Source organism: Pedobacter ginsenosidimutans, assembly GCF_001442625.1.
Taxonomy (GTDB): domain Bacteria; phylum Bacteroidota; class Bacteroidia; order Sphingobacteriales; family Sphingobacteriaceae; genus Pedobacter; species Pedobacter ginsenosidimutans.
Genome location: NZ_LMZQ01000014.1, coordinates 155,071 through 172,856 on the forward strand (window position 1 = coordinate 155,071; position 17,786 = coordinate 172,856).

General features: G+C 37.9%; 17 protein-coding genes. 7 read left to right on the forward strand and 10 right to left on the reverse strand.

The features are described from left to right. Nucleotides 1–3: 3 nt before the first annotated feature. The 3 genes from ASU31_RS17840 to ASU31_RS17850 form a co-directional block, all read right to left on the reverse strand. The gene (locus ASU31_RS17840; protein ID WP_209435012.1) at nucleotides 4–465 is read right to left on the reverse strand and encodes a nuclear transport factor 2 family protein; all 462 of its coding nucleotides are present in this window, start codon (nucleotides 463–465) and stop codon (nucleotides 4–6) included. Between the two features lie 124 nt (nucleotides 466–589). Next, on the reverse strand, nucleotides 590–1,480 hold the full coding sequence (locus ASU31_RS17845) for an MBL fold metallo-hydrolase (RefSeq protein ID WP_057933634.1): 891 nt from the start codon (nucleotides 1,478–1,480) through the stop codon (nucleotides 590–592). Between the two features lie 81 nt (nucleotides 1,481–1,561). Beyond that, on the reverse strand, nucleotides 1,562–2,143 hold the full coding sequence (locus ASU31_RS17850; RefSeq protein WP_057933705.1) for a Crp/Fnr family transcriptional regulator: 582 nt from the start codon (nucleotides 2,141–2,143) through the stop codon (nucleotides 1,562–1,564). A gap of 240 nt (nucleotides 2,144–2,383) precedes the next feature. On the opposite strand from ASU31_RS17850, the gene lat reads away from it, so the two are divergent. Genes lat through ASU31_RS17865 form a run of 3 tightly spaced genes read left to right on the forward strand, consistent with a single transcriptional unit; the run spans nucleotide 2,384 to nucleotide 5,006 of the window. Continuing rightward, entirely contained in the window at nucleotides 2,384–3,715 is a 1,332-nt protein-coding gene (gene lat / locus ASU31_RS17855; RefSeq protein ID WP_057933706.1) for an L-lysine 6-transaminase, read from the forward strand. Between the two features lie 2 nt (nucleotides 3,716–3,717). Beyond that, nucleotides 3,718–4,119, forward strand: coding sequence for a hypothetical protein (locus ASU31_RS17860; protein ID WP_057933635.1), 402 nt, complete (start codon nucleotides 3,718–3,720; stop codon nucleotides 4,117–4,119). A 26-nt stretch (nucleotides 4,120–4,145) separates the two neighbouring features. After that, nucleotides 4,146–5,006: a hypothetical protein gene (locus ASU31_RS17865; protein ID WP_057933636.1), complete on the forward strand. Its 861-nt coding sequence runs from the start codon at nucleotides 4,146–4,148 to the stop codon at nucleotides 5,004–5,006. 643 nt (nucleotides 5,007–5,649) lie between these two features. Here the strand turns inward: ASU31_RS17865 and ASU31_RS17870 are convergent. The 4 genes from ASU31_RS17870 to ASU31_RS17885 form a co-directional block, all read right to left on the reverse strand. Beyond that, a complete protein-coding gene (locus tag ASU31_RS17870; protein ID WP_057933637.1) occupies nucleotides 5,650–7,011 on the reverse strand; it encodes an acyl-CoA dehydrogenase family protein in 1,362 nt (453 codons plus the stop codon). A gap of 180 nt (nucleotides 7,012–7,191) precedes the next feature. Further along, nucleotides 7,192–7,908, reverse strand: coding sequence for a bacillithiol biosynthesis deacetylase BshB1 (gene bshB1, locus ASU31_RS17875; protein WP_057933638.1), 717 nt, complete (start codon nucleotides 7,906–7,908; stop codon nucleotides 7,192–7,194). A 3-nt stretch (nucleotides 7,909–7,911) separates the two neighbouring features. Then, on the reverse strand, nucleotides 7,912–8,424 hold the full coding sequence (locus ASU31_RS17880) for a glutathione peroxidase (protein ID WP_057933639.1): 513 nt from the start codon (nucleotides 8,422–8,424) through the stop codon (nucleotides 7,912–7,914). Between the two features lie 6 nt (nucleotides 8,425–8,430). Next, complete coding sequence (locus tag ASU31_RS17885) at nucleotides 8,431–9,045, reverse strand: DUF4294 domain-containing protein (protein WP_057933640.1); 615 nt, start codon at nucleotides 9,043–9,045, stop codon at nucleotides 8,431–8,433. A gap of 109 nt (nucleotides 9,046–9,154) precedes the next feature. Between ASU31_RS17885 and ASU31_RS17890 the strand changes: the two genes are divergently transcribed. The 4 genes from ASU31_RS17890 (at nucleotide 9,155) to ASU31_RS17905 (ending at nucleotide 15,035) form a co-directional block, all read left to right on the forward strand. After that, entirely contained in the window at nucleotides 9,155–11,362 is a 2,208-nt protein-coding gene (locus ASU31_RS17890) for a RelA/SpoT family protein (protein ID WP_055906427.1), read from the forward strand. A gap of 181 nt (nucleotides 11,363–11,543) precedes the next feature. Then, complete coding sequence (locus tag ASU31_RS17895) at nucleotides 11,544–12,041, forward strand: Fur family transcriptional regulator (protein WP_057933641.1); 498 nt, start codon at nucleotides 11,544–11,546, stop codon at nucleotides 12,039–12,041. A gap of 38 nt (nucleotides 12,042–12,079) precedes the next feature. Next, nucleotides 12,080–13,360 carry an adenylosuccinate synthase gene (locus tag ASU31_RS17900; protein ID WP_057933642.1) on the forward strand — a complete coding sequence of 427 codons (1,281 nt, stop codon included), beginning with the start codon at nucleotides 12,080–12,082 and terminating at the stop codon, nucleotides 13,358–13,360. A 418-nt stretch (nucleotides 13,361–13,778) separates the two neighbouring features. Next, complete coding sequence (locus ASU31_RS17905) at nucleotides 13,779–15,035, forward strand: anthranilate synthase component I family protein (RefSeq protein ID WP_057933643.1); 1,257 nt, start codon at nucleotides 13,779–13,781, stop codon at nucleotides 15,033–15,035. A gap of 250 nt (nucleotides 15,036–15,285) precedes the next feature. Here ASU31_RS17905 and ASU31_RS17910 read toward each other — a convergent pair whose 3' ends face one another. The 3 genes from ASU31_RS17910 to nadC form a co-directional block, all read right to left on the reverse strand. Next, on the reverse strand, nucleotides 15,286–16,092 hold the full coding sequence (locus ASU31_RS17910; protein WP_057933644.1) for a M48 family metallopeptidase: 807 nt from the start codon (nucleotides 16,090–16,092) through the stop codon (nucleotides 15,286–15,288). A 96-nt stretch (nucleotides 16,093–16,188) separates the two neighbouring features. Next, on the reverse strand, nucleotides 16,189–16,836 hold the full coding sequence (gene plsY / locus ASU31_RS17915) for a glycerol-3-phosphate 1-O-acyltransferase PlsY (protein ID WP_029279402.1): 648 nt from the start codon (nucleotides 16,834–16,836) through the stop codon (nucleotides 16,189–16,191). A gap of 49 nt (nucleotides 16,837–16,885) precedes the next feature. Next, nucleotides 16,886–17,728 carry a carboxylating nicotinate-nucleotide diphosphorylase gene (nadC, locus tag ASU31_RS17920; protein ID WP_057933645.1) on the reverse strand — a complete coding sequence of 281 codons (843 nt, stop codon included), beginning with the start codon at nucleotides 17,726–17,728 and terminating at the stop codon, nucleotides 16,886–16,888. Nucleotides 17,729–17,786 lie beyond the last annotated feature (58 nt).

Here is a 17,786-nt window from a genome sequence, read left to right on the forward strand (position 1 = left end):
ACTTTATTTCATGACATCATTTACCGGCTTACTATCCACAAACTGTTCAAAACTTATAATTTTACTTTCTTTCAGTTTCCATATGTGGGCAACTCTTGCCTTAAAAGGTTTATTTGTCTTTTTATAGGTGCCAGAGTAAGTTCCATACGCTACCACTTTGTCTTCGTTGGCAACATAATCTTCGGGTGTGAATTTATAGTCAATCCATTCGCTTCCTAGTCTTGCAAAAACATTTTTTGTGATGTTTTTCAAGCCTATATAAGTTCCTGCGCAAGGAAATCCTTCCGCTTCTGTCCAAGAGATATCTTCAGCAACATATTTTGCTAAGTTTTCTCCATTTTCTTCCGAAGTTTTTCCTTCGTAGGTACTTTTTACAATTTCTAGATTTGTCATTTTATTGGTATTTGAGAAACAGCATGTCAGCAACATACCTGCAACCAACAAACTGGATATCACTGTTTTCATTTCTTTTATTCTGTGCTTTTGCAAAAAAAATCCTAAAAAGAAATAATGGTTTAAAAGAGTTTTTTTAGTCTTTTAGATCGCCATGAATAAATTAACGTAAAATTTATTCGTGGCGATTTTGATTCTACCATTTCATTTCTCCGGTATTCACCTTTGCTCCAATCTGCAAAGCCGTTTCGAAAGTTAAGGTTGGATATTCTGCTTTAATCGCTTTGATCAACTCTTCAGAAGTTCTGTTGGTTTTCAAAGCCTCTTCGTAAAACTGGATATAACTTTTGGTATGTTTTATTGCGCTAACATCAAATGGAGTTGCGTTGTTGGCATGTGCAGGAATAACAATTGAAGGATTTAAGGCTTCGATTTTGTCTAAAACAGCAATCCAATTTTTACGGGCTTCCGGCGTTTGTGCATCTGCCATCCATAGGTTAAATGTAGTTCCGAAAACATTGATACCACCTATTACTGCTTTGATTGAAGGAACCCAAACAAAGGTTTTTGCAGGAAATTCTTCTAAGCCAACGACTTCGAGTTTCTGACCTTCCAAATCAATGCTATTTCCCTTTATAACCTGTGGCAATACCACATTAGAAGTGATAGCCTTACCTAATCTTTCTCCCCAAATATCCAGTTTTTTCTGTGCAGAAGCTTTGATTGCTTCCACGGTTGCCGGTGAGGCGAAAGCAGTTACTTCAGGGAAATATTTCTTAAAGACTTCCAATCCGAAATAGTAATCCGGATCAGCATGGGAAACATAAATTACAGTTAATTTTTTACCAGACTTTTTGATTTGGCTGGCAACCCTTTCCGCGTCTTCCAAAGTAAATTGTGCATCGATTAAAACGGCATCTGTTTTGCCCGAAACGATTACTGATGCCACACCAAAAGCATTCTCTGATGCGTTATAAACTTCAAGCTTTAAATTAGTTGTTTCAATAGCCTTGAAACCTTGTGCATTTGCTTCCATTTTTAATAAGATTAGAATAGTTAGAAATAATGTTGAAATAATTGATTTCATGTCTTTATGTTATTTGATGATACAAAGATGCACAGGACACCAAGACAAAAAGATTGAACAAGTTCAATAAATACAGGTAAACTAGCTACCGGTTACAATTTTCTTTCTGATCTTACTCAAAAATTCGTGACTAATACCTAAGTAAGCTGCAATCTGAAGGTTGGTCAATCGTTGCAGGAGCTGCGGGTATTTTTTAATAAAATCGAGATAGCGCTGGTCTGCAGTTTTACTCAAATTATCGATCATCCTCCTTTGTAAGGCAACATGGGTTTTTTGGGTCATTATTCTAAATAGTTTCTCAATTTGAGGAAGATTGATGTAAGCAAATTCCTTGTCCTTCTTAGAAATTAGCAGTACTTCACTATCTTCAAGAGCTTCTATATAGAGCTGGGAAGGTGTGTTATTGGTGAAACTATCAATATCGGTAATCCACCAGTTTTCAATGGCAAAATACAATATATTTTCAAAACCATTTTGGTCAATATGATAAACGCGGAAAAGTCCTTTGATTACAAAACCTTCAAATTTACAGGTTTCACCCTCTTGCAGTAAAAAACTCTTTCTTTTAACCAATTGATGTTTGAACAGGTTACAGAATCTATCTCTTTCCTTTTCAGGAATAGTTACATGGTTAGAAATATGCTGATGGAGAAGTTCTTTCATAAGGTTTACAATATCAGGCTTAAAACCCATAGATAGTTCATATTTATTTAGGTTTAATTTGCCCTGCAATAACAATTTTCGAAAAAAGTTTTCCACATTATTTGTGGAACAAGAAGCATATTGTCCAAAAACATACTTTAAACAGTTTAAACCTATTTTTTATGTAAAGTATACAAAAAGTGCTTAAATTTTGATTTTAGGCACATTTAACTAAATTTGGATTATACCAAAACCAAGTTTATGTATCAATTAACAGTACCTGCAGATCGCGTTAACGAATCGTTAAGTAAGCACATTTTGGCCGATGGTTTCGACCTGACTTATGATATGGAAAAAAGTCATGGTGCTTACATTTACGATGCTAAACACAACAGAACTTTACTCGATTTTTTTACTTGTTTTGCTTCCGTTCCTTTAGGTTATAACCACCCTAAAATGATCAATGATGAAGCGTTTAAAAAAAATCTTCTCCTCGCTGCATTAGCCAATCCATCGAACTCTGATGTTTACACCCAGCAGTATGCGCAGTTTGTTGAAACATTTTCTAAAGTTGGCATTCCCGCTTACCTGCCACATGCTTTTTTTATTGCTGGTGGAGGCTTAGCAGTAGAAAATGCAATTAAGGTAGCCATGGACTGGAAAGTTCAGAAAAACTTTGCAAAAGGATATACCGAAGAAAAAGGCTTTAAGGTTTTGCACTTCGAAAGGGCATTTCATGGCAGAACGGGTTATACTTTAAGCTTAACCAATACCCTACCCGATAAAACCAAGTGGTTTGCCAAATTCGATTGGCCAAGAGTGGCTGTTCCGGAAGTTAAATTTCCGCTTTCAGGAAATAATTTAAGTCATGCCATTCAAACCGAAGAAACATCTTTAGCTCAGATCAAAAAAGCCTTTGCAGATAATAAAGACGATATCTGTGCTATAATTGTAGAGCCAATCCAATCTGAAGGTGGAGATAACCACCTGCGTGAAGAATTTTTGATACAACTTAAGGCTTTGGCCGATGAAAATGATGCCTTCTTGATTTATGATGAAGTACAAACTGGCGTTGGGTTAACAGGTAAATTCTGGTGCCATCAACATTTTAGTGAAAAAACTCGACCAGACATCATCGCTTTTGGAAAAAAAATGCAGGTTTGCGGTATCCTTGTAGGTAATAAGGTAGAAGAAATTGAAACCAATGTATTTAAAGTGCCAAGCCGTATTAACTCAACATGGGGAGGCAATTTGGTTGATATGGTACGTTCAACGCAGATCTTGCAAATTGTAGAAGAAGACCAGCTTTGTGAGAATGCTGAAAAAGTGGGTACTTACTTGAGAGATCAACTAGAAAATCTATCGCATAGGTTTGATCAAATGACAAATGTTCGTGGAAGAGGTTTGTTGTGTTCTTTTGATTTCCCCACAAAAGAAATGCGCAATGCATTTATTGGAAAAGGATTGGAAAACAATGTGATGTTTTTGGGCTGTGGTGAAAAAACGATACGCTTTCGCCCGGCACTTTGCATTGAGCAAAAGCATATTGACGAAGGCTTGACGGTTATGGAAAAAATATTGCCTTTATTGTAGGCATGAATAAAAAATCGTTAATTTATTTCTTAGTTGCAGGCATTTTAGTATTGATCTTTTTCATGGTTAAGGCTGTTTTTGATCAGCCTGGGATTGAGGATATGAAAGCCGGTTTTAAAGAAGTTGCCAAGTATAGAAATGCAAATAACACTGGTCCGGTACAACGGATTTATATCGTTTCAGTTAAAGATTCGATATGGAAAGAAATGGAAGATTATGGCAATCTAATGCCCCATACAAAATATGGTAATACAAAAGTTTATTTCTTTATGCAAAACGGAAATATTCCAAATACATTACAGCCTGGAGCAATAAACTTCGATCCATCTTTTAATAAAGCTTGTATTGCCTTATTTGAAAAAAGTGCAATGAGCCAATCGGCATTTAATAAGTATCCGTTTTAAACGCAGTTTTTTTTTTATAATTACAAATGAATCGTGATTATAGTTCGATAAGTCCATCAGCAAAATCGCTTTTACTTGCCAAAAGTTTAACGAATATTCCGTTTGTTGCTGATGCTGTTAAGTTAATTTACGGCAACGGCGCCCTTGAAAAATTATATCATAAAGATTTTGATGAGGTATTTTTAAAACGGTTGGTGCATTTTGAGAGTAGATATTTATCTCTGGATAGCTTACTTTTTGCATCGGGCTCTTTAAATATTATAGAAATTTCTTCTGGTTATTCTTTCAGGGGCTTGGATCTGGTTTTAAGGCATCCGACTATTTATTATTTGGATACTGATTTACAAGGTGTAATTGATATCAAAAAAGATTTGGTTGATCGGCTAATTGTTGATGAGAAATTACAACTAAAGGGTAAACTCAAAACCGAAGCTTTAAATGCTTTGGATGGAGACGCTTTTTCAAATGCTATAAATCAAATGCCGCTCGGCCCGATTAGTATTATAAATGAAGGTTTACTGGTGTATTTAAATAATGAAGAAAAAAAATCACTATGTAAAACCATCCATAAATCATTAAAACAAAGAGGTGGTTATTGGATCACTGCTGATGTATATGTTAAACGACCGGCACCTAAAAGTGAAACCAATGATTATTTTTCTCAGTTTCTGGAAGCACATCATGTAGAAGATAATAAGTTTGATAGCTTTGAACAGGCTGAACACTTCTTTCTTGAACAAGGCTTCAAATTAACAACTAAAGCAACTTCAGTTTGGCATCAACTTTCCTCGCTAAAATATATTGATATTGAATTATTAAAAAAAATGAAAGAACAGGCGAATAAAATTGGGAGAATCCGAGAAACCTGGGTGCTAAAAGCGATTTAATTAAATAAAACCGGGCTGCAATTCCGCATTTTCTAGTCCTAATAGAACGAAATACTCAGCATTCTGACATGTAAAATTCTAGAACTTGTTTGCCGAATGCTTAATCCTTATGATTTGGAAATGAAGGGTTCTGTGCATTTGGCATTTTCAGTCCCGCTTTCCCTCCTGCCAATTTGAACGAAATTGGCATCCGTTCCAATCGGGTTTATGAACAATGTTTTGTGCCACGGAGAACAAACTCCTCTAATCTGCCCCGGTCTGTGTCCTCACAGAACGGAATACACAAAATATACACTACCAGTCCAATCAATATGCCATTGTTAAATAAACCTGACAGCAGCGAAAATCCTTTTGCTTGCAGCACCTTTAACATGCTATCATGCTGAGGCACTAAGCATCTGCAAGCCATGGAACAGAGGCTCCTCACCTCAGCACTTCAAAACCCGCAAAAAGATTGTAGCGAATGGCAGGACTGCAGCAACCATGAAATGCTGACATTCATTTCCCAACCCTAAAAACCCTGCTATTTATCATAATACATCAGTTTTCAACTACGCTCAAACTGGCAAGCAACTAATCAGCCCAGCTCAAAACCAGCGAAGTTCCCAAACTGCTCTTACGCTTCAAACTTCGTGAGTTTTCCCTAAACAAAAGCCGAAAATCCCGTTATGGCCCTACCTACAATCAGCGTATTAATTTCTTTTGTACCCTCATACGAATAAATCGCCTCGGCGTCGGCCACAAAACGTGCTACATTATATTCTAGTAAAATACCGTTCCCACCCATTACCTCACGGGCCTTGCTCACCACATCACGCGTACGTAACGAACAAAATACCTTTGCTAACGAAGCGTGTTCATCTTTCAACAGACCCTGATCCTGCAATTGTGACAACCTAAAACATAATGTTTGCATTGCCGTTAAATTCGACAGCATCTCAACTAAATGGTTTTGAATCAATTGAAAAGATGCAATGGGTTTACCAAACTGTTTTCGGGTGCGGGTATAATCCAATGCATTTTCGTAAGCGCCACGAGCGCAGCCAACAGCCTGCCAAGCCACCCCTGCCCTTGTCATTTGCAATACCTTTGCTGTATCTTTAAATGAGTTTGCATTTTGTAAGCGATCGGCCTCTTCTACTTCACAATTGGTTAAAGTGATAATTCCATTCTGCACAATCCGCAATGCCATTTTATCCTGCATTTTTTCTACCGCAAAACCCGGATTATCTTTTTTTACAATAAAGCCCTTAACCTCCCCACTTTCTTCATCTCGTGCCCAAATAATTAAGATATCGGCGAAAGTGGCGTTACCGATCCATTTTTTCTGACCATTTAATATCCATTTGCCATCTATTTTTTTGCAGGTTGTGGTTAAGCCTCCAGCAGCAGCAGAGCCCACTTCGGGTTCAGTTAGTCCAAATGCACCGATAATTTTAAATTGCTGCATCAGCGGTAACCACTGTTGTTTTTGTTCTTCCGATCCACATAAATAGATCGATCCCATAGCCAAACCACTCTGTACACCAAAAAAAGTAGAAATCGAGGTATCAATCCTAGCCATTTCCATCGCTAAAATCCCTTCCATCAAATTCGATTTTCCTGGGCAGCCATAACCTTTATACGTTAAACCACAAATATTAAGCTCAGCAAGTTTTGGGATGATTTCAAAAGGAAATTCGGCTTTGTTCCAGTAATGATTTACAATGGGTTTTACTTCTTTTTCTAAAAAAGCACGCACTTTTAACTGGAGTTCGCGATCCTCATCGTTGAGCGCCTCGTCGCCCAAATGGTAAAAATCACCTTCAATTGGGGGTAATTCTCGTTTTTTACCCGATCCACCCATCATTTTCATCATCCCCTGAATCTGTTTATCATCAAGGCTGGATATCGTTTCGACCATTTTGGGTAAATCGACTTTTTTTGATAAAGCTTCTAACTTATCGAAATCTACATGTTTGAAAAGATTGTACGCGTTTTTAAGAGAAGAGAATATATTCGCCATTATTATTCGTTTTGAGAATAACAAACGAAGGGCGGTTTTGTTGGACTTGCAAGTTTAACCGCAAAGGATGCAAAGTTTTTCGCGAAGAAAAAGAAGAACAGAAGACAAATTACTTCATGGCTAGCTCTTCCCTTTGCGCTCTTTGCGAACCTCTTATTTTCTTTGCGGTTAAAAAAAAAGTTACCTCAAATCAAATAAATTATCAACCCCCAGCAATTTTCTCGAAGTAAAACCCTCGCCGAAAGTGGTGCCGATACTTTTGCCAAATTCTCTCGAACGGCCAATTACGCTTTCAAAAAACTCTGGAGAAGAAATATAGGTTTGCAAGCCATCTACATCAGGATTATAAAACTGGGTCTTAAAGGCTTTGATCGATTCGATTTTCTTATCCATGTGGTCAGAAATATCTACAATAATATCAGGTTTTAGGTACCTGTCTTGAATATACTGTAACAACAATCTTGGCCGGTGTGCTTCTTGTTTAACACCATCTATCGAAGTCTCTATTTTTGGCAGTCCTGATAAAAAAACCGAATCATAAACCAGATCTCCAGCTCTGCCATGATCAGGGTGACGGTCTTCTAAAGCATTGCTTAAAATAATTTCCGGTTGATATTTTCTGATTGCTTTAATCACTTCCAAACGATGAAATTCATCATTCTGAAAAAAGCCATCTCTCATTCCTAAATTCTCACGGGCGTGTAAACCCAAAATTTTCGCAGAATCTGCAGCTTCTTCATCTCTTGTTTCAGCTGTTCCACGGGTACCCAATTCACCTCGGGTTAAATCTACGATCCCTACTTTTTTACCAAGTGCAATATGTTTTAAAATGGTTCCTGAGCAACAAAGTTCTGCATCGTCAGGATGCACGGCTATCACTAAAATATCTAATTTCATTATTTATTGGGCATTTTGGTTCAGCAGTTGCTGAATTTTCTTTTTAATCTTCGAACTCAAGGGTTTGGTAAAGGGTAAGAAATAATCTTCCAACTCGCCATTTTTGTTCAGGAGGTACTTGTGAAAGTTCCAACGGGGTTTCGAACTTAATTTTGTGTTTTGTTTTTTCTCGCTCAGAAATTGATAAAGGGGATGGGCATGTGCCCCACGAACCATAATTTTATCAAAAATGGGAAATTTTACGCCATGGTTAATCTCACAGAAAGATGCAATATCAGATCCATTAAGCGGTTCCTGTTTTCCAAAATCGTTGGTCGGAAAGCCCAGAATTTCAAAATCTGGACTGTTAATTTCGTCTTTTAGCTGTTGTAATTCCTTTAATTGTGGTGTAAAACCACATTCAGATGCGGTATTTACAATTAAAACAACTTTATTGCGGTAGGCTGATAACGGCTGCTCTTCGCCATTAATTTTTTTAACCTTAAATGAATAAATATTCGGAATGCGTTCCTGCATTATATGTTATTGATAAAATCCTGAAGTACGGATAATAGATTCTATATCCCTATCCTCGTTCGGATCGTAAGTGCTTTTTAAGTTATGTCCTACCACGCGGGCCACAATCTGATAAGAAAATGCAGCAAAACCACCCTTGGTTTGCTTTACAATATCATACGTTGTTCTGCCCACTTCACGGTCGATCAGCTTCGTTAAAATCTGACCTTGAGTAATCGTTAATTCCTTTATTTCGCGGTTAAACATGTCTTTAATTTCTTTATCACATTGTTTAACCAGTTGTTTCTGTTCCTTTTTCTCTGGTGTACGGGCAATATCCTGCTCTAATTGCTCGTATCTACGTTTTGCAAACAGTGCATATGGCATTACTTTTAATACGTTATACCTTAAGCGATTATATGCGGCCTGTTCTGCCGGCGATTTCCATATCCTTGCAGCATAAATAGATACATCGTTAAGCTGCATCCACGGAATCATTACGCCATTATCATTTGTTGAGGCTACTCTTATTGTATCGCTTTTACCCAATTTAGGGAATATTGGCGCAGCAGGATCCTGTGCCCGTAACGAAATGCTACAAATCATTACAATACAAAGAAAAAAGAGCCCTTTAATTTTCATAAATTTATACTTTTACAAAGTTAGGTGTTATTTCATATATTAGGTGTTTCACAAAACTAATATAAGTTTTATTCATAAATAAGACGCAATTTTTACGCAAAAAATACAAATGAAAACAGAGTTAGTGATTGATTTAGAGGCGGAAAAGCAAGAGATTCTAAAAAGATATAGGGCATTACTACGGGCAAGCAAATCTACTTTACAAAAGGGCGATAAAAAAGAAATCAGGAAAGCTTTCGATATGGCACTGGAGAGCCATAAAGATATGCGCCGAAAATCTGGCGAACCCTATATCTACCACCCCATCGCTGTGGCGCAGATTGCTGCTGAAGAAATTGGCTTAGGAACAACCTCTATTGTATGTGCCTTATTGCACGATGTGGTAGAAGATACCGATATCACTTTAGAAGACATTGAACGCGAATTTGGCAAGAAAACCGCTAAAATTATCGACGGTTTAACCAAAATATCTGGCGTTTTCGATACCAATAGCTCTTTACAGGCCGAAAATTTCCGTAAAATGTTGCTTACCCTTGCAGATGATGTGAGGGTAATCCTGATCAAACTTGCCGATCGTTTGCATAATATGCGTACAATGGATTTTATGCCCCGCCACAAGCAGCTTAAAATCGCTTCAGAAACCATTTATTTGTATGCACCATTAGCCCATAGATTGGGTTTATATGCCATAAAATCAGAGTTGGAAGATCTTTCGATGAAATATCTCGACCCTGACACTTACAAATTCATAGCAAAAAAATTAAACGAGAAAAAAGCTGAACGTGCGCTTTTCATCAAAAAATTCGTCGAACCGATTGATGAAATTGTTCACGAACAAGGTTTAGTGGCCGATGTTTACGGCAGACCCAAATCAATCCACTCCATCTGGAACAAGATGAAAAAGAAAAATATTCCTTTCGAAGAGGTTTACGATCTTTTTGCCATCCGGATTATTTTGGACTCGGCACCCGAAAATGAAAAGGCCGATTGCTGGAAAGCCTATTCAATTGTTACCGATTTATACCGCCCAAATCCAGATCGTTTACGCGATTGGGTTTCCTCACCAAAAGGAAATGGCTATGAAAGTTTGCACACTACGGTGATGGGGCCACGCGGACAATGGGTTGAGGTACAGATCCGTACACAACGCATGAACGAAATTGCAGAGAAAGGTTTTGCTGCACACTGGAAATACAAAGAATCGAGTAACGATAACGGTCTTGATCAGTGGATCCAGAAAGTACGCGAAATGCTGAGCAACCCGGAAGCCAACGCTTTAGATTTCCTGGACGATTTCAAGATGAACCTTTTCTCGGATGAGATTTTTATTTTCACGCCAAAAGGTGCCTTGATCCAGTTGCCTCTAGGCGCTACCGCATTAGATTTTGCATTCGAGATCCATACCGATGTAGGCGCAACCTGTATAGGCGCTAAAGTAAATCACAAGCTGGTCCCTATTTCGTATAAACTTCAAAATGGCGATCAGGTAGAGATTATCACCTCAAGCAAACAAACGCCTAAAGAAGACTGGTTAAACGTGGTGGTTACAGCCAAAGCGAAATCGAAAATTAAGTCATCTCTAAAAGAAGAAAAGCGGAAAATTGCCGAAAATGGAAAAGAAATCTTAGAAAGGAAGCTGAAATCGTTAAAAATTACCTACAATACTGATAATCTACAAAAGTTAAGTTATTTCTTTAAACTGCCTTCTACACAAGAGCTTTTTGTTAATGTTGCGCTTGGAAAAATCGAACTGAAAGATATAAAAGAGTATCTATCAAGCGAGAAAGAAGTTGAAAACCGCGGCCCGGAACGCCCTGAAAATCTTTCAGTTGACGGAATCAAGAGTAAAATTAAAGGTGGAGAATCTGACATTTTATTGATTGGCGAAGATATGCAGCGCATTGATTATACCTTGGCTGCTTGTTGTAACCCAATTCCCGGCGATGATGTTTTTGGTTTTATTACCGTGAGCGAAGGCATTAAAATACACCGTACCAACTGCCCTAACGCTGCACAGCTAATGGCCAATTATGGTTATCGCGTGGTGAAAGCAAAATGGAACAAACAACAGGAATTAACTTTCTTAACCGGCTTGCGCATTGTAGGTATTGATGATGTAGGGTTGATCAATAATATCACCAGGGTTATCTCTACCGACTTTAAAGTAAATATGAGATCGATTACTGTTGATACCAATGAGGGGATTTTTGATGGTTCGATTATGATTTTCGTAAACGATACCGAACATCTGGAAAACCTGATTAAAAATTTATTAAAAGTTAGAGGTGTTACCGGAGTAACGAGGTTTGATGCATAAATGAGTTGGAAAGTTCGGAGTCAGATGTCGGAAGTCAGGATTTTGAGGCCTAAGTTGCAAGCTATTTGCAATTTAAACTTCTGACTCCCGACCCCAAACCTCCGACTTATTACAACATTTCAACAATCAAACACTATAACAATCAAACAATTTACCTACCTTTGAATGGAGTTTAAAAACTATGTCTGAACAAAAAACAAATGAGCTCGTTCGCAAGATTTTTGAGGCTTATTTAGAAAACAAAAATCTACGTAAAACACCAGAGCGTTTCGCTATATTGGAAGAAATATATTCAAGAAACGACCACTTTGATGTAGAAACCCTTTATATCCACATGAAAAACCAAAAGTACCGCGTAAGTCGTGCTACGGTTTATAATACATTGGAGTTATTGGTTTCATGCGATTTAGTTACCAAGCACCAGTTTGGTAAAAATATGGCACAATTCGAAAAATCTTATGGTTACCGCCAACACGATCATGTAATCTGTATCGAATGTGGTAAAGTAGTAGAATTCTGCGATCCACGCATCCACCAGATCCAAACCATGGTTGGTGATCTTTTAAAATTTGATGTGAAACACCATTCGCTAAATCTTTATGGTTTCTGCTCTGATTGCAGTATGGCCAGAAAAGTAAACGAAAGTGCAGCAACAGCCGCAAAAATTGTAGAAAATTAAATCAAAATACAAATAAAACCAGCTTAATTTATTAAATAATGACGCAAGTAGATGTACTTCTCGGCCTGCAATGGGGTGATGAAGGAAAGGGAAAAATCGTTGATGTACTAAGTCCAAAATATGATCTTATTGCCCGTTTTCAGGGTGGCCCAAATGCCGGACACACTTTAGAGTTCGATGGCAAAAAATTCGTTTTAAACACAATCCCTTCAGGAATTTTTAACGAAAAAACCATGAACCTGATCGGTAATGGCGTAGTAATAGACCCTATTATCCTAAAAAGAGAGTTAGATAATTTAAAAAAAGCTGGTCATGATCCTGTTGCCGATGGCAAATTGGTGATTGCCCGTAAAGCACACTTAATTTTACCAACCCACCAATTATTGGATGCTGCTAACGAAGCACGCATGGGTAAAAATAAAATTGGATCAACTTTAAAAGGTATTGGTCCAACTTATATGGATAAAACTGGCCGTAATGGTTTACGTGTTGGCGATACTACACTACCTGATTTTAAAGAGCGTTATGCTAAATTGGTAGAAAAACACACAGAAATTCTTTCGCATTACGAAGGTTTCGAATATGAACTAGCGGAGAAAGAAGCATCATTCTTTGAAGCAATCGAATTCTTAAAAACGATTCCTCATGTAGATAGCGAACATTATGTGAATGGTTTCTTAAAAGAAGGAAAAGCGGTTTTAGCAGAAGGTGCCCAAGGAACGTTATTAGACGTAGATTTTGGTTCATATCCTTTTGTAACTTCTAGTAACACCACAACTGCAGGTGCCTGTACCGGTTTAGGTATTGCACCAAATAAAGTAGGTGCTGTTTATGGCATCTTCAAAGCATATTGCACACGTGTTGGTGGCGGTCCTTTCCCTACCGAATTAGATAATGAAGTTGGTGAAAATTTACGCGCTTTAGGTCACGAGTTTGGCGCAACTACAGGTCGTGCCCGTCGTTGTGGCTGGATCGATCTTCCTGCATTAAAATATGCCATCATGTTAAACGGTGTAACCGAGTTAATTATGATGAAAGCTGATGTTTTGGATACTTTCGATACCATTTATGCTTGTACCCACTACGAATACAATGGCGAAACAATTGATTACATGCCGTATGACATCATTTCAATCGAACCAAAACCAGTATTGAAAGCAATTGACGGTTGGGCTACTGATGTAACTAAAATTACTTCTGTAGATGAAATTCCAGCTAAATTAACTGATTATATTGCGTTCTTAGAAAAAGAATTAGAAGTGCCGATCAAATTCCTTTCAGTAGGGCCAGATAGAGCACAAACTTTAGAATTACGTTAATAACACTCAGTTCGTCATGCTGAATTTATTTCAGCATCTATATTGTTCATCAACTGATAGCCCTTGAAATAAATCCGATAGTTATCGGATCAGGATGACGGACACGAAAGAAAGCAATCCATAGCGGATTGCTTTTTTCATTTAAGAGTTGTCAACTTTAATAACAATATCGCTAGAAAGCTGACAACTCTTACCAATTGATAGCAAATCAACTTGGCTACTTGCTTAATTGGCGTCATCCCGACCGTAGCAAAGCGAAGCGGAGAGATCTACCTAAACAGATTTAGCTTCGCTGAGCACTTCGTGGTTCTCGACTGCGTTGCACCCGATAGCTATCGGGTCCGCTCGAAATGACGATCGCCCGATAAAAAAATTAATTTCTTACAATTATCAACGCTATTTTTACCTTTGCCGCAGCTTGAAAACCACACAAAACATATCCCATTTTAAACAAAAAGCTTTGCATTGGGCCAACCAGTTCGAGGTTTGCTGCTTTTTAGATTCAAATAACTACAAAGATGCCTACTCGGCTTACGATTTCATTATTGCTGTCGACGCACATCATGAACTAAAATGTGCCACTGAGAATGCATTTGATCAACTAAAAAGTTTTTACGCATTACATAAACAGTGGGTTTTTGGCTTTTTCAGCTACGATTTAAAAAACGAAATAGAAGAACTCCATTCTAATAATCCGGATCATTTAAATTTTCCAGATTTATACTTTTTTGTTCCAAAATACCTGATTGCCTTTAAAAATGGCAATGCCGAGGTTCTGGTTGGTCCTGAATCGATTTTAGCAGAGATTAATTCCTTTCGGCTTAAAACAGATGTCCAATCTAAAAAAGCAGCGGTAGCACAACGGTTATCGAAAGATCAATATGTTCAAAAAGTAGAAGCTTTAAGAGAGCATATTATTCGTGGCGATATTTATGAAGTTAATTTCTGCCAGGAGTTTTTTGCCGAAAATGCAGAAATAGATCCTGTTCAAACTTTCGAAGCATTAAACAGCGTCTCGCCCACTCCATTTGCCGGTTATTTTAAAGTTCAGGGTAAATATGTTTTATCTGCAACACCAGAAAGATTTTTGTGCAAACGCGGATTGAAACTTACCTCACAACCCATTAAAGGAACCGCGAAAAGAAGTTTAGACCCAATGGAAGATGAGGCTATAAAACTGCAGCTCAGGAACGATATTAAAGAACAAGCCGAAAATGTAATGATAGTTGATCTGGTGCGCCACGACCTCACCAAATCGGCCGTTAAGGGTTCCGTTACAGTCGACGAGTTATTCGGCATCTACAGCTTCCCTCAGGTGCATCAGATGATTTCTACCATTAGTTGCGAATTAAGCCCAAAGGTTCACTTTATCGACGCCATTAAAAATGCATTTCCAATGGGCTCTATGACAGGCGCTCCAAAGGTTAAAGCAATGAAATTAATTGAAGAATACGAAGTGACCAAAAGAGGTATTTATTCCGGCTCTTTTGGATGCATTAGTCCAGATGGTGATTTCGACTTTAATGTGGTTATCCGGAGTATTTTGTACAATGCTGAATCTAGTTATTTATCTTTTCAGGTCGGTGGAGCCATTACCTACCAAAGTAATGCTGTTTTAGAATACGAAGAGTGTTTACTGAAGGCCAGTGCAATTTTGAAGGTGCTGGGCAGTTAATTGGTTCAGTTACCATCAGTTCATTTGTCCTCAGCAATCCGTCATCTCGACTGAAACGCAGTGAAATGGAGAGATCTATCTACCCAGATTTCTCGACGCTTTCTAGTTGTAGCGTCTCGCTACGACTTCAACAATATCTTAAGCCTTAATTTAAATAAAAAAGGTCTTAGCGAGACGCTAAGACCAGATAAGTGGGTGGAATTTTCTACATCATGCAAAACCTTCCACCTTAAACCTTAAGCCCTAAACCTTATTTCTTATAATATTGTTGTGCTTCTGGTAAATATTTTTGGATCTGAGCAATACGAGTAGCATCACTTGGGTGAGTACTTAAAAACTCAGCTGGTTTTTGAGCTCCTGCAGATGCAGCAGACATTCTGTTCCAGAAACTGGTCGCATTTTGAGGGTTGTATCCGGCCATGGCCATAAAAATTAAGCCTAAACGATCGGCTTCTAATTCTTGATTACGACTGAATTTTAACATCGCAACTGGCGTGCCTACACCATAAAGGGTATTAAAAATAGATTGAGTTTTTGGGTTTTTAGATAATGCAACACCTGCTGCTGCACCAATACCTTGAGCAACCATTTCTTGCGACATCCGTTCTGCTGAGTGACCTGCAATAGCGTGAGCAATCTCGTGGCCCATTACGGTGGCCAAACCTGCATCATCTTGTGTTATAGGCAAAATACCTGTATAAACTACAATCTTCCCTCCAGGCATACACCAGGCATTCTTCTCGTTGTTCTGTACAACATTAACCTCCCACTGGTAATCTGCAATCAGGTTGCCATAATTATTGCTGTTCATATACGATTTTACAGCCGTAATTAATCTGCTACCAACGGTTTTAACTTTCAAAGCCTGCGCATTCGAGGCTGGTAAAACTGTAGTTTTATTCTCCGTTAAAAAGGTGCTATAAGCCTGGAAAGCCATTGGCAAAACCTGGTCGTTACTCACTAAATCAAATCGACTACGGCCTGTTAAAGGAACGGTAGAACAGGAGTTAAATAATAATACTCCAGCAACACTTGCTGTTAAAAATAACTTTTTCATAATGCGATTTTAAATGATTAGTAAATACTGATAAGCAAAACCGAAGATTAAACAGTAAGCCTATAAATAAGTTTTAATGAAATGTGTTTTGTTTAATTAATTAGTTTTCTTCCTAAACAAATACACTTTAGATTCTTTGCCTTTCAGCAATCTTTCGAGATTTTTCTGGTGTGTAACTAAGATTAAAATACAAACCACCATGCCATAAAGCACTTCCGATTTGATTGAAACCTGAAACAAGAACACCACACTGAGCGGAAAAGTAAATCCTGCACAAATGGAGCTTAATGAAACATATTTGGTTAACAACAATACCACCACAAAAACCAGAACACAAAGCATAGATGCTTCGAAGTTAACTGCCAAAATCATTCCAAAAAGTGTAGCAACACCTTTTCCACCTCTAAAACCTGCAAAAACAGGAAATAAATGTCCCATTACTGCGGTTACACCGAGTGCGAGCTGATAATTGACAAAAACAACTGAGTTTTGTGGTCCGGTTACCGACATGCCGATTAAATAGGCCAGATTGGTTGCGGTATAACCTTTTGCAATATCGATGATCATTACAGCAATTCCGGCTTTTTTGCCCAGTACCCTAAAGGTATTGGTTGCGCCAGCGTTGCCACTTCCATACTCCCTTACATCAACCCCATAAAAGGCCTGACCAAGCCATACAGCTGTTGGTATAGATCCAAAAAGGTAGGCAATTAATAACGCGCTGAGAGAATAAACCGTAACCATAGCCTACAATGATACAAAAAATAAGCTTTTAATTTTATAGCAAATCACTTTAGTATGCTTTTAAACTCATATCAAGGCTTTTCACAGAATGTGTAAGCGCACCCATCGAAATAAAATCTACTCCGCAAGCAGCATATTCGGCAACATTCTCTTCAGTAATTCCTCCAGAAGCCTCTGTAATGAATTTACCGTCGATTAATTTAACCGCAGCCCTTAAGTTTTCGAAACTGAAATTATCAAGCATAATACGATCTACACCACCAATATGCAAAACTTGAGATAACTCTTCCAGGTTACGCACCTCAATTTCAATCTGAAGTGATTTATTTTTATTTATTAGATATTTTTTAGCGGCTGTAATGGCATTCGAAATCCCTCCTGCGTAATCTACATGATTGTCTTTAATTAAGATCATATCATACAAACCAATGCGGTGATTTACACCTCCACCAATCCTAACTGCCCACTTTTCTAAATAGCGCAAACCTGGAGTAGTTTTACGCGTATCTAAAATTTTAGTTTTAGTTGTTTTCAATAAAGAAACAATCCGATGGGTTTTAGTTGCAATACCACTCATCCTTTGCATGCAGTTTAAAACCAATCGTTCAGCAATTAAAATAGCATGTGTACTTCCTGAAACGGTTAGGGCAATATCACCTACTTTTACCGCTACACCATCCTGTAGCAATACATCAACTTTCAGTTCGGCATCAACCTCCTTAAAAATCTCAAGAGCCAGTTCAATTCCTGCCAAAATACCATCTTCTTTGATAATCAGCTTTGCTTTTCCCTGTGTACCAGAAGGAATTGTTGAAAGTGAGGTATGATCGCCGTCACCAACATCTTCGGCAAGGGCATTTTTTATGAATTGATGTATAAGTTGAGTATCCAAAATGTAGATTTTATGCCGCAAAAATAAGAAATATTTGTTAGCAGACAATTTACTGAAG

What these genes read in the sequence shown, in the direction of transcription:
- ASU31_RS17840 (WP_209435012.1), bottom strand. Translation starts at nt 465, where the DNA reads ATGAAAACAGTGATATCCAGTTTGTTGGTTGCAGGTATGTTGCTGACA.
- ASU31_RS17845 (WP_057933634.1), bottom strand. Translation starts at nt 1,480, where the DNA reads ATGAAATCAATTATTTCAACATTATTTCTAACTATTCTAATCTTATTA.
- ASU31_RS17850 (WP_057933705.1), bottom strand. Translation starts at nt 2,143, where the DNA reads ATGAAAGAACTTCTCCATCAGCATATTTCTAACCATGTAACTATTCCT.
- lat (WP_057933706.1), top strand. Translation starts at nt 2,384, where the DNA reads ATGTATCAATTAACAGTACCTGCAGATCGCGTTAACGAATCGTTAAGT.
- ASU31_RS17860 (WP_057933635.1), top strand. Translation starts at nt 3,718, where the DNA reads ATGAATAAAAAATCGTTAATTTATTTCTTAGTTGCAGGCATTTTAGTA.
- ASU31_RS17865 (WP_057933636.1), top strand. Translation starts at nt 4,146, where the DNA reads ATGAATCGTGATTATAGTTCGATAAGTCCATCAGCAAAATCGCTTTTA.
- ASU31_RS17870 (WP_057933637.1), bottom strand. Translation starts at nt 7,011, where the DNA reads ATGGCGAATATATTCTCTTCTCTTAAAAACGCGTACAATCTTTTCAAA.
- bshB1 (WP_057933638.1), bottom strand. Translation starts at nt 7,908, where the DNA reads ATGAAATTAGATATTTTAGTGATAGCCGTGCATCCTGACGATGCAGAA.
- ASU31_RS17880 (WP_057933639.1), bottom strand. Translation starts at nt 8,424, where the DNA reads ATGCAGGAACGCATTCCGAATATTTATTCATTTAAGGTTAAAAAAATT.
- ASU31_RS17885 (WP_057933640.1), bottom strand. Translation starts at nt 9,045, where the DNA reads ATGAAAATTAAAGGGCTCTTTTTTCTTTGTATTGTAATGATTTGTAGC.
- ASU31_RS17890 (WP_055906427.1), top strand. Translation starts at nt 9,155, where the DNA reads ATGAAAACAGAGTTAGTGATTGATTTAGAGGCGGAAAAGCAAGAGATT.
- ASU31_RS17895 (WP_057933641.1), top strand. Translation starts at nt 11,544, where the DNA reads ATGTCTGAACAAAAAACAAATGAGCTCGTTCGCAAGATTTTTGAGGCT.
- ASU31_RS17900 (WP_057933642.1), top strand. Translation starts at nt 12,080, where the DNA reads ATGACGCAAGTAGATGTACTTCTCGGCCTGCAATGGGGTGATGAAGGA.
- ASU31_RS17910 (WP_057933644.1), bottom strand. Translation starts at nt 16,092, where the DNA reads ATGAAAAAGTTATTTTTAACAGCAAGTGTTGCTGGAGTATTATTATTT.
- plsY (WP_029279402.1), bottom strand. Translation starts at nt 16,836, where the DNA reads ATGGTTACGGTTTATTCTCTCAGCGCGTTATTAATTGCCTACCTTTTT.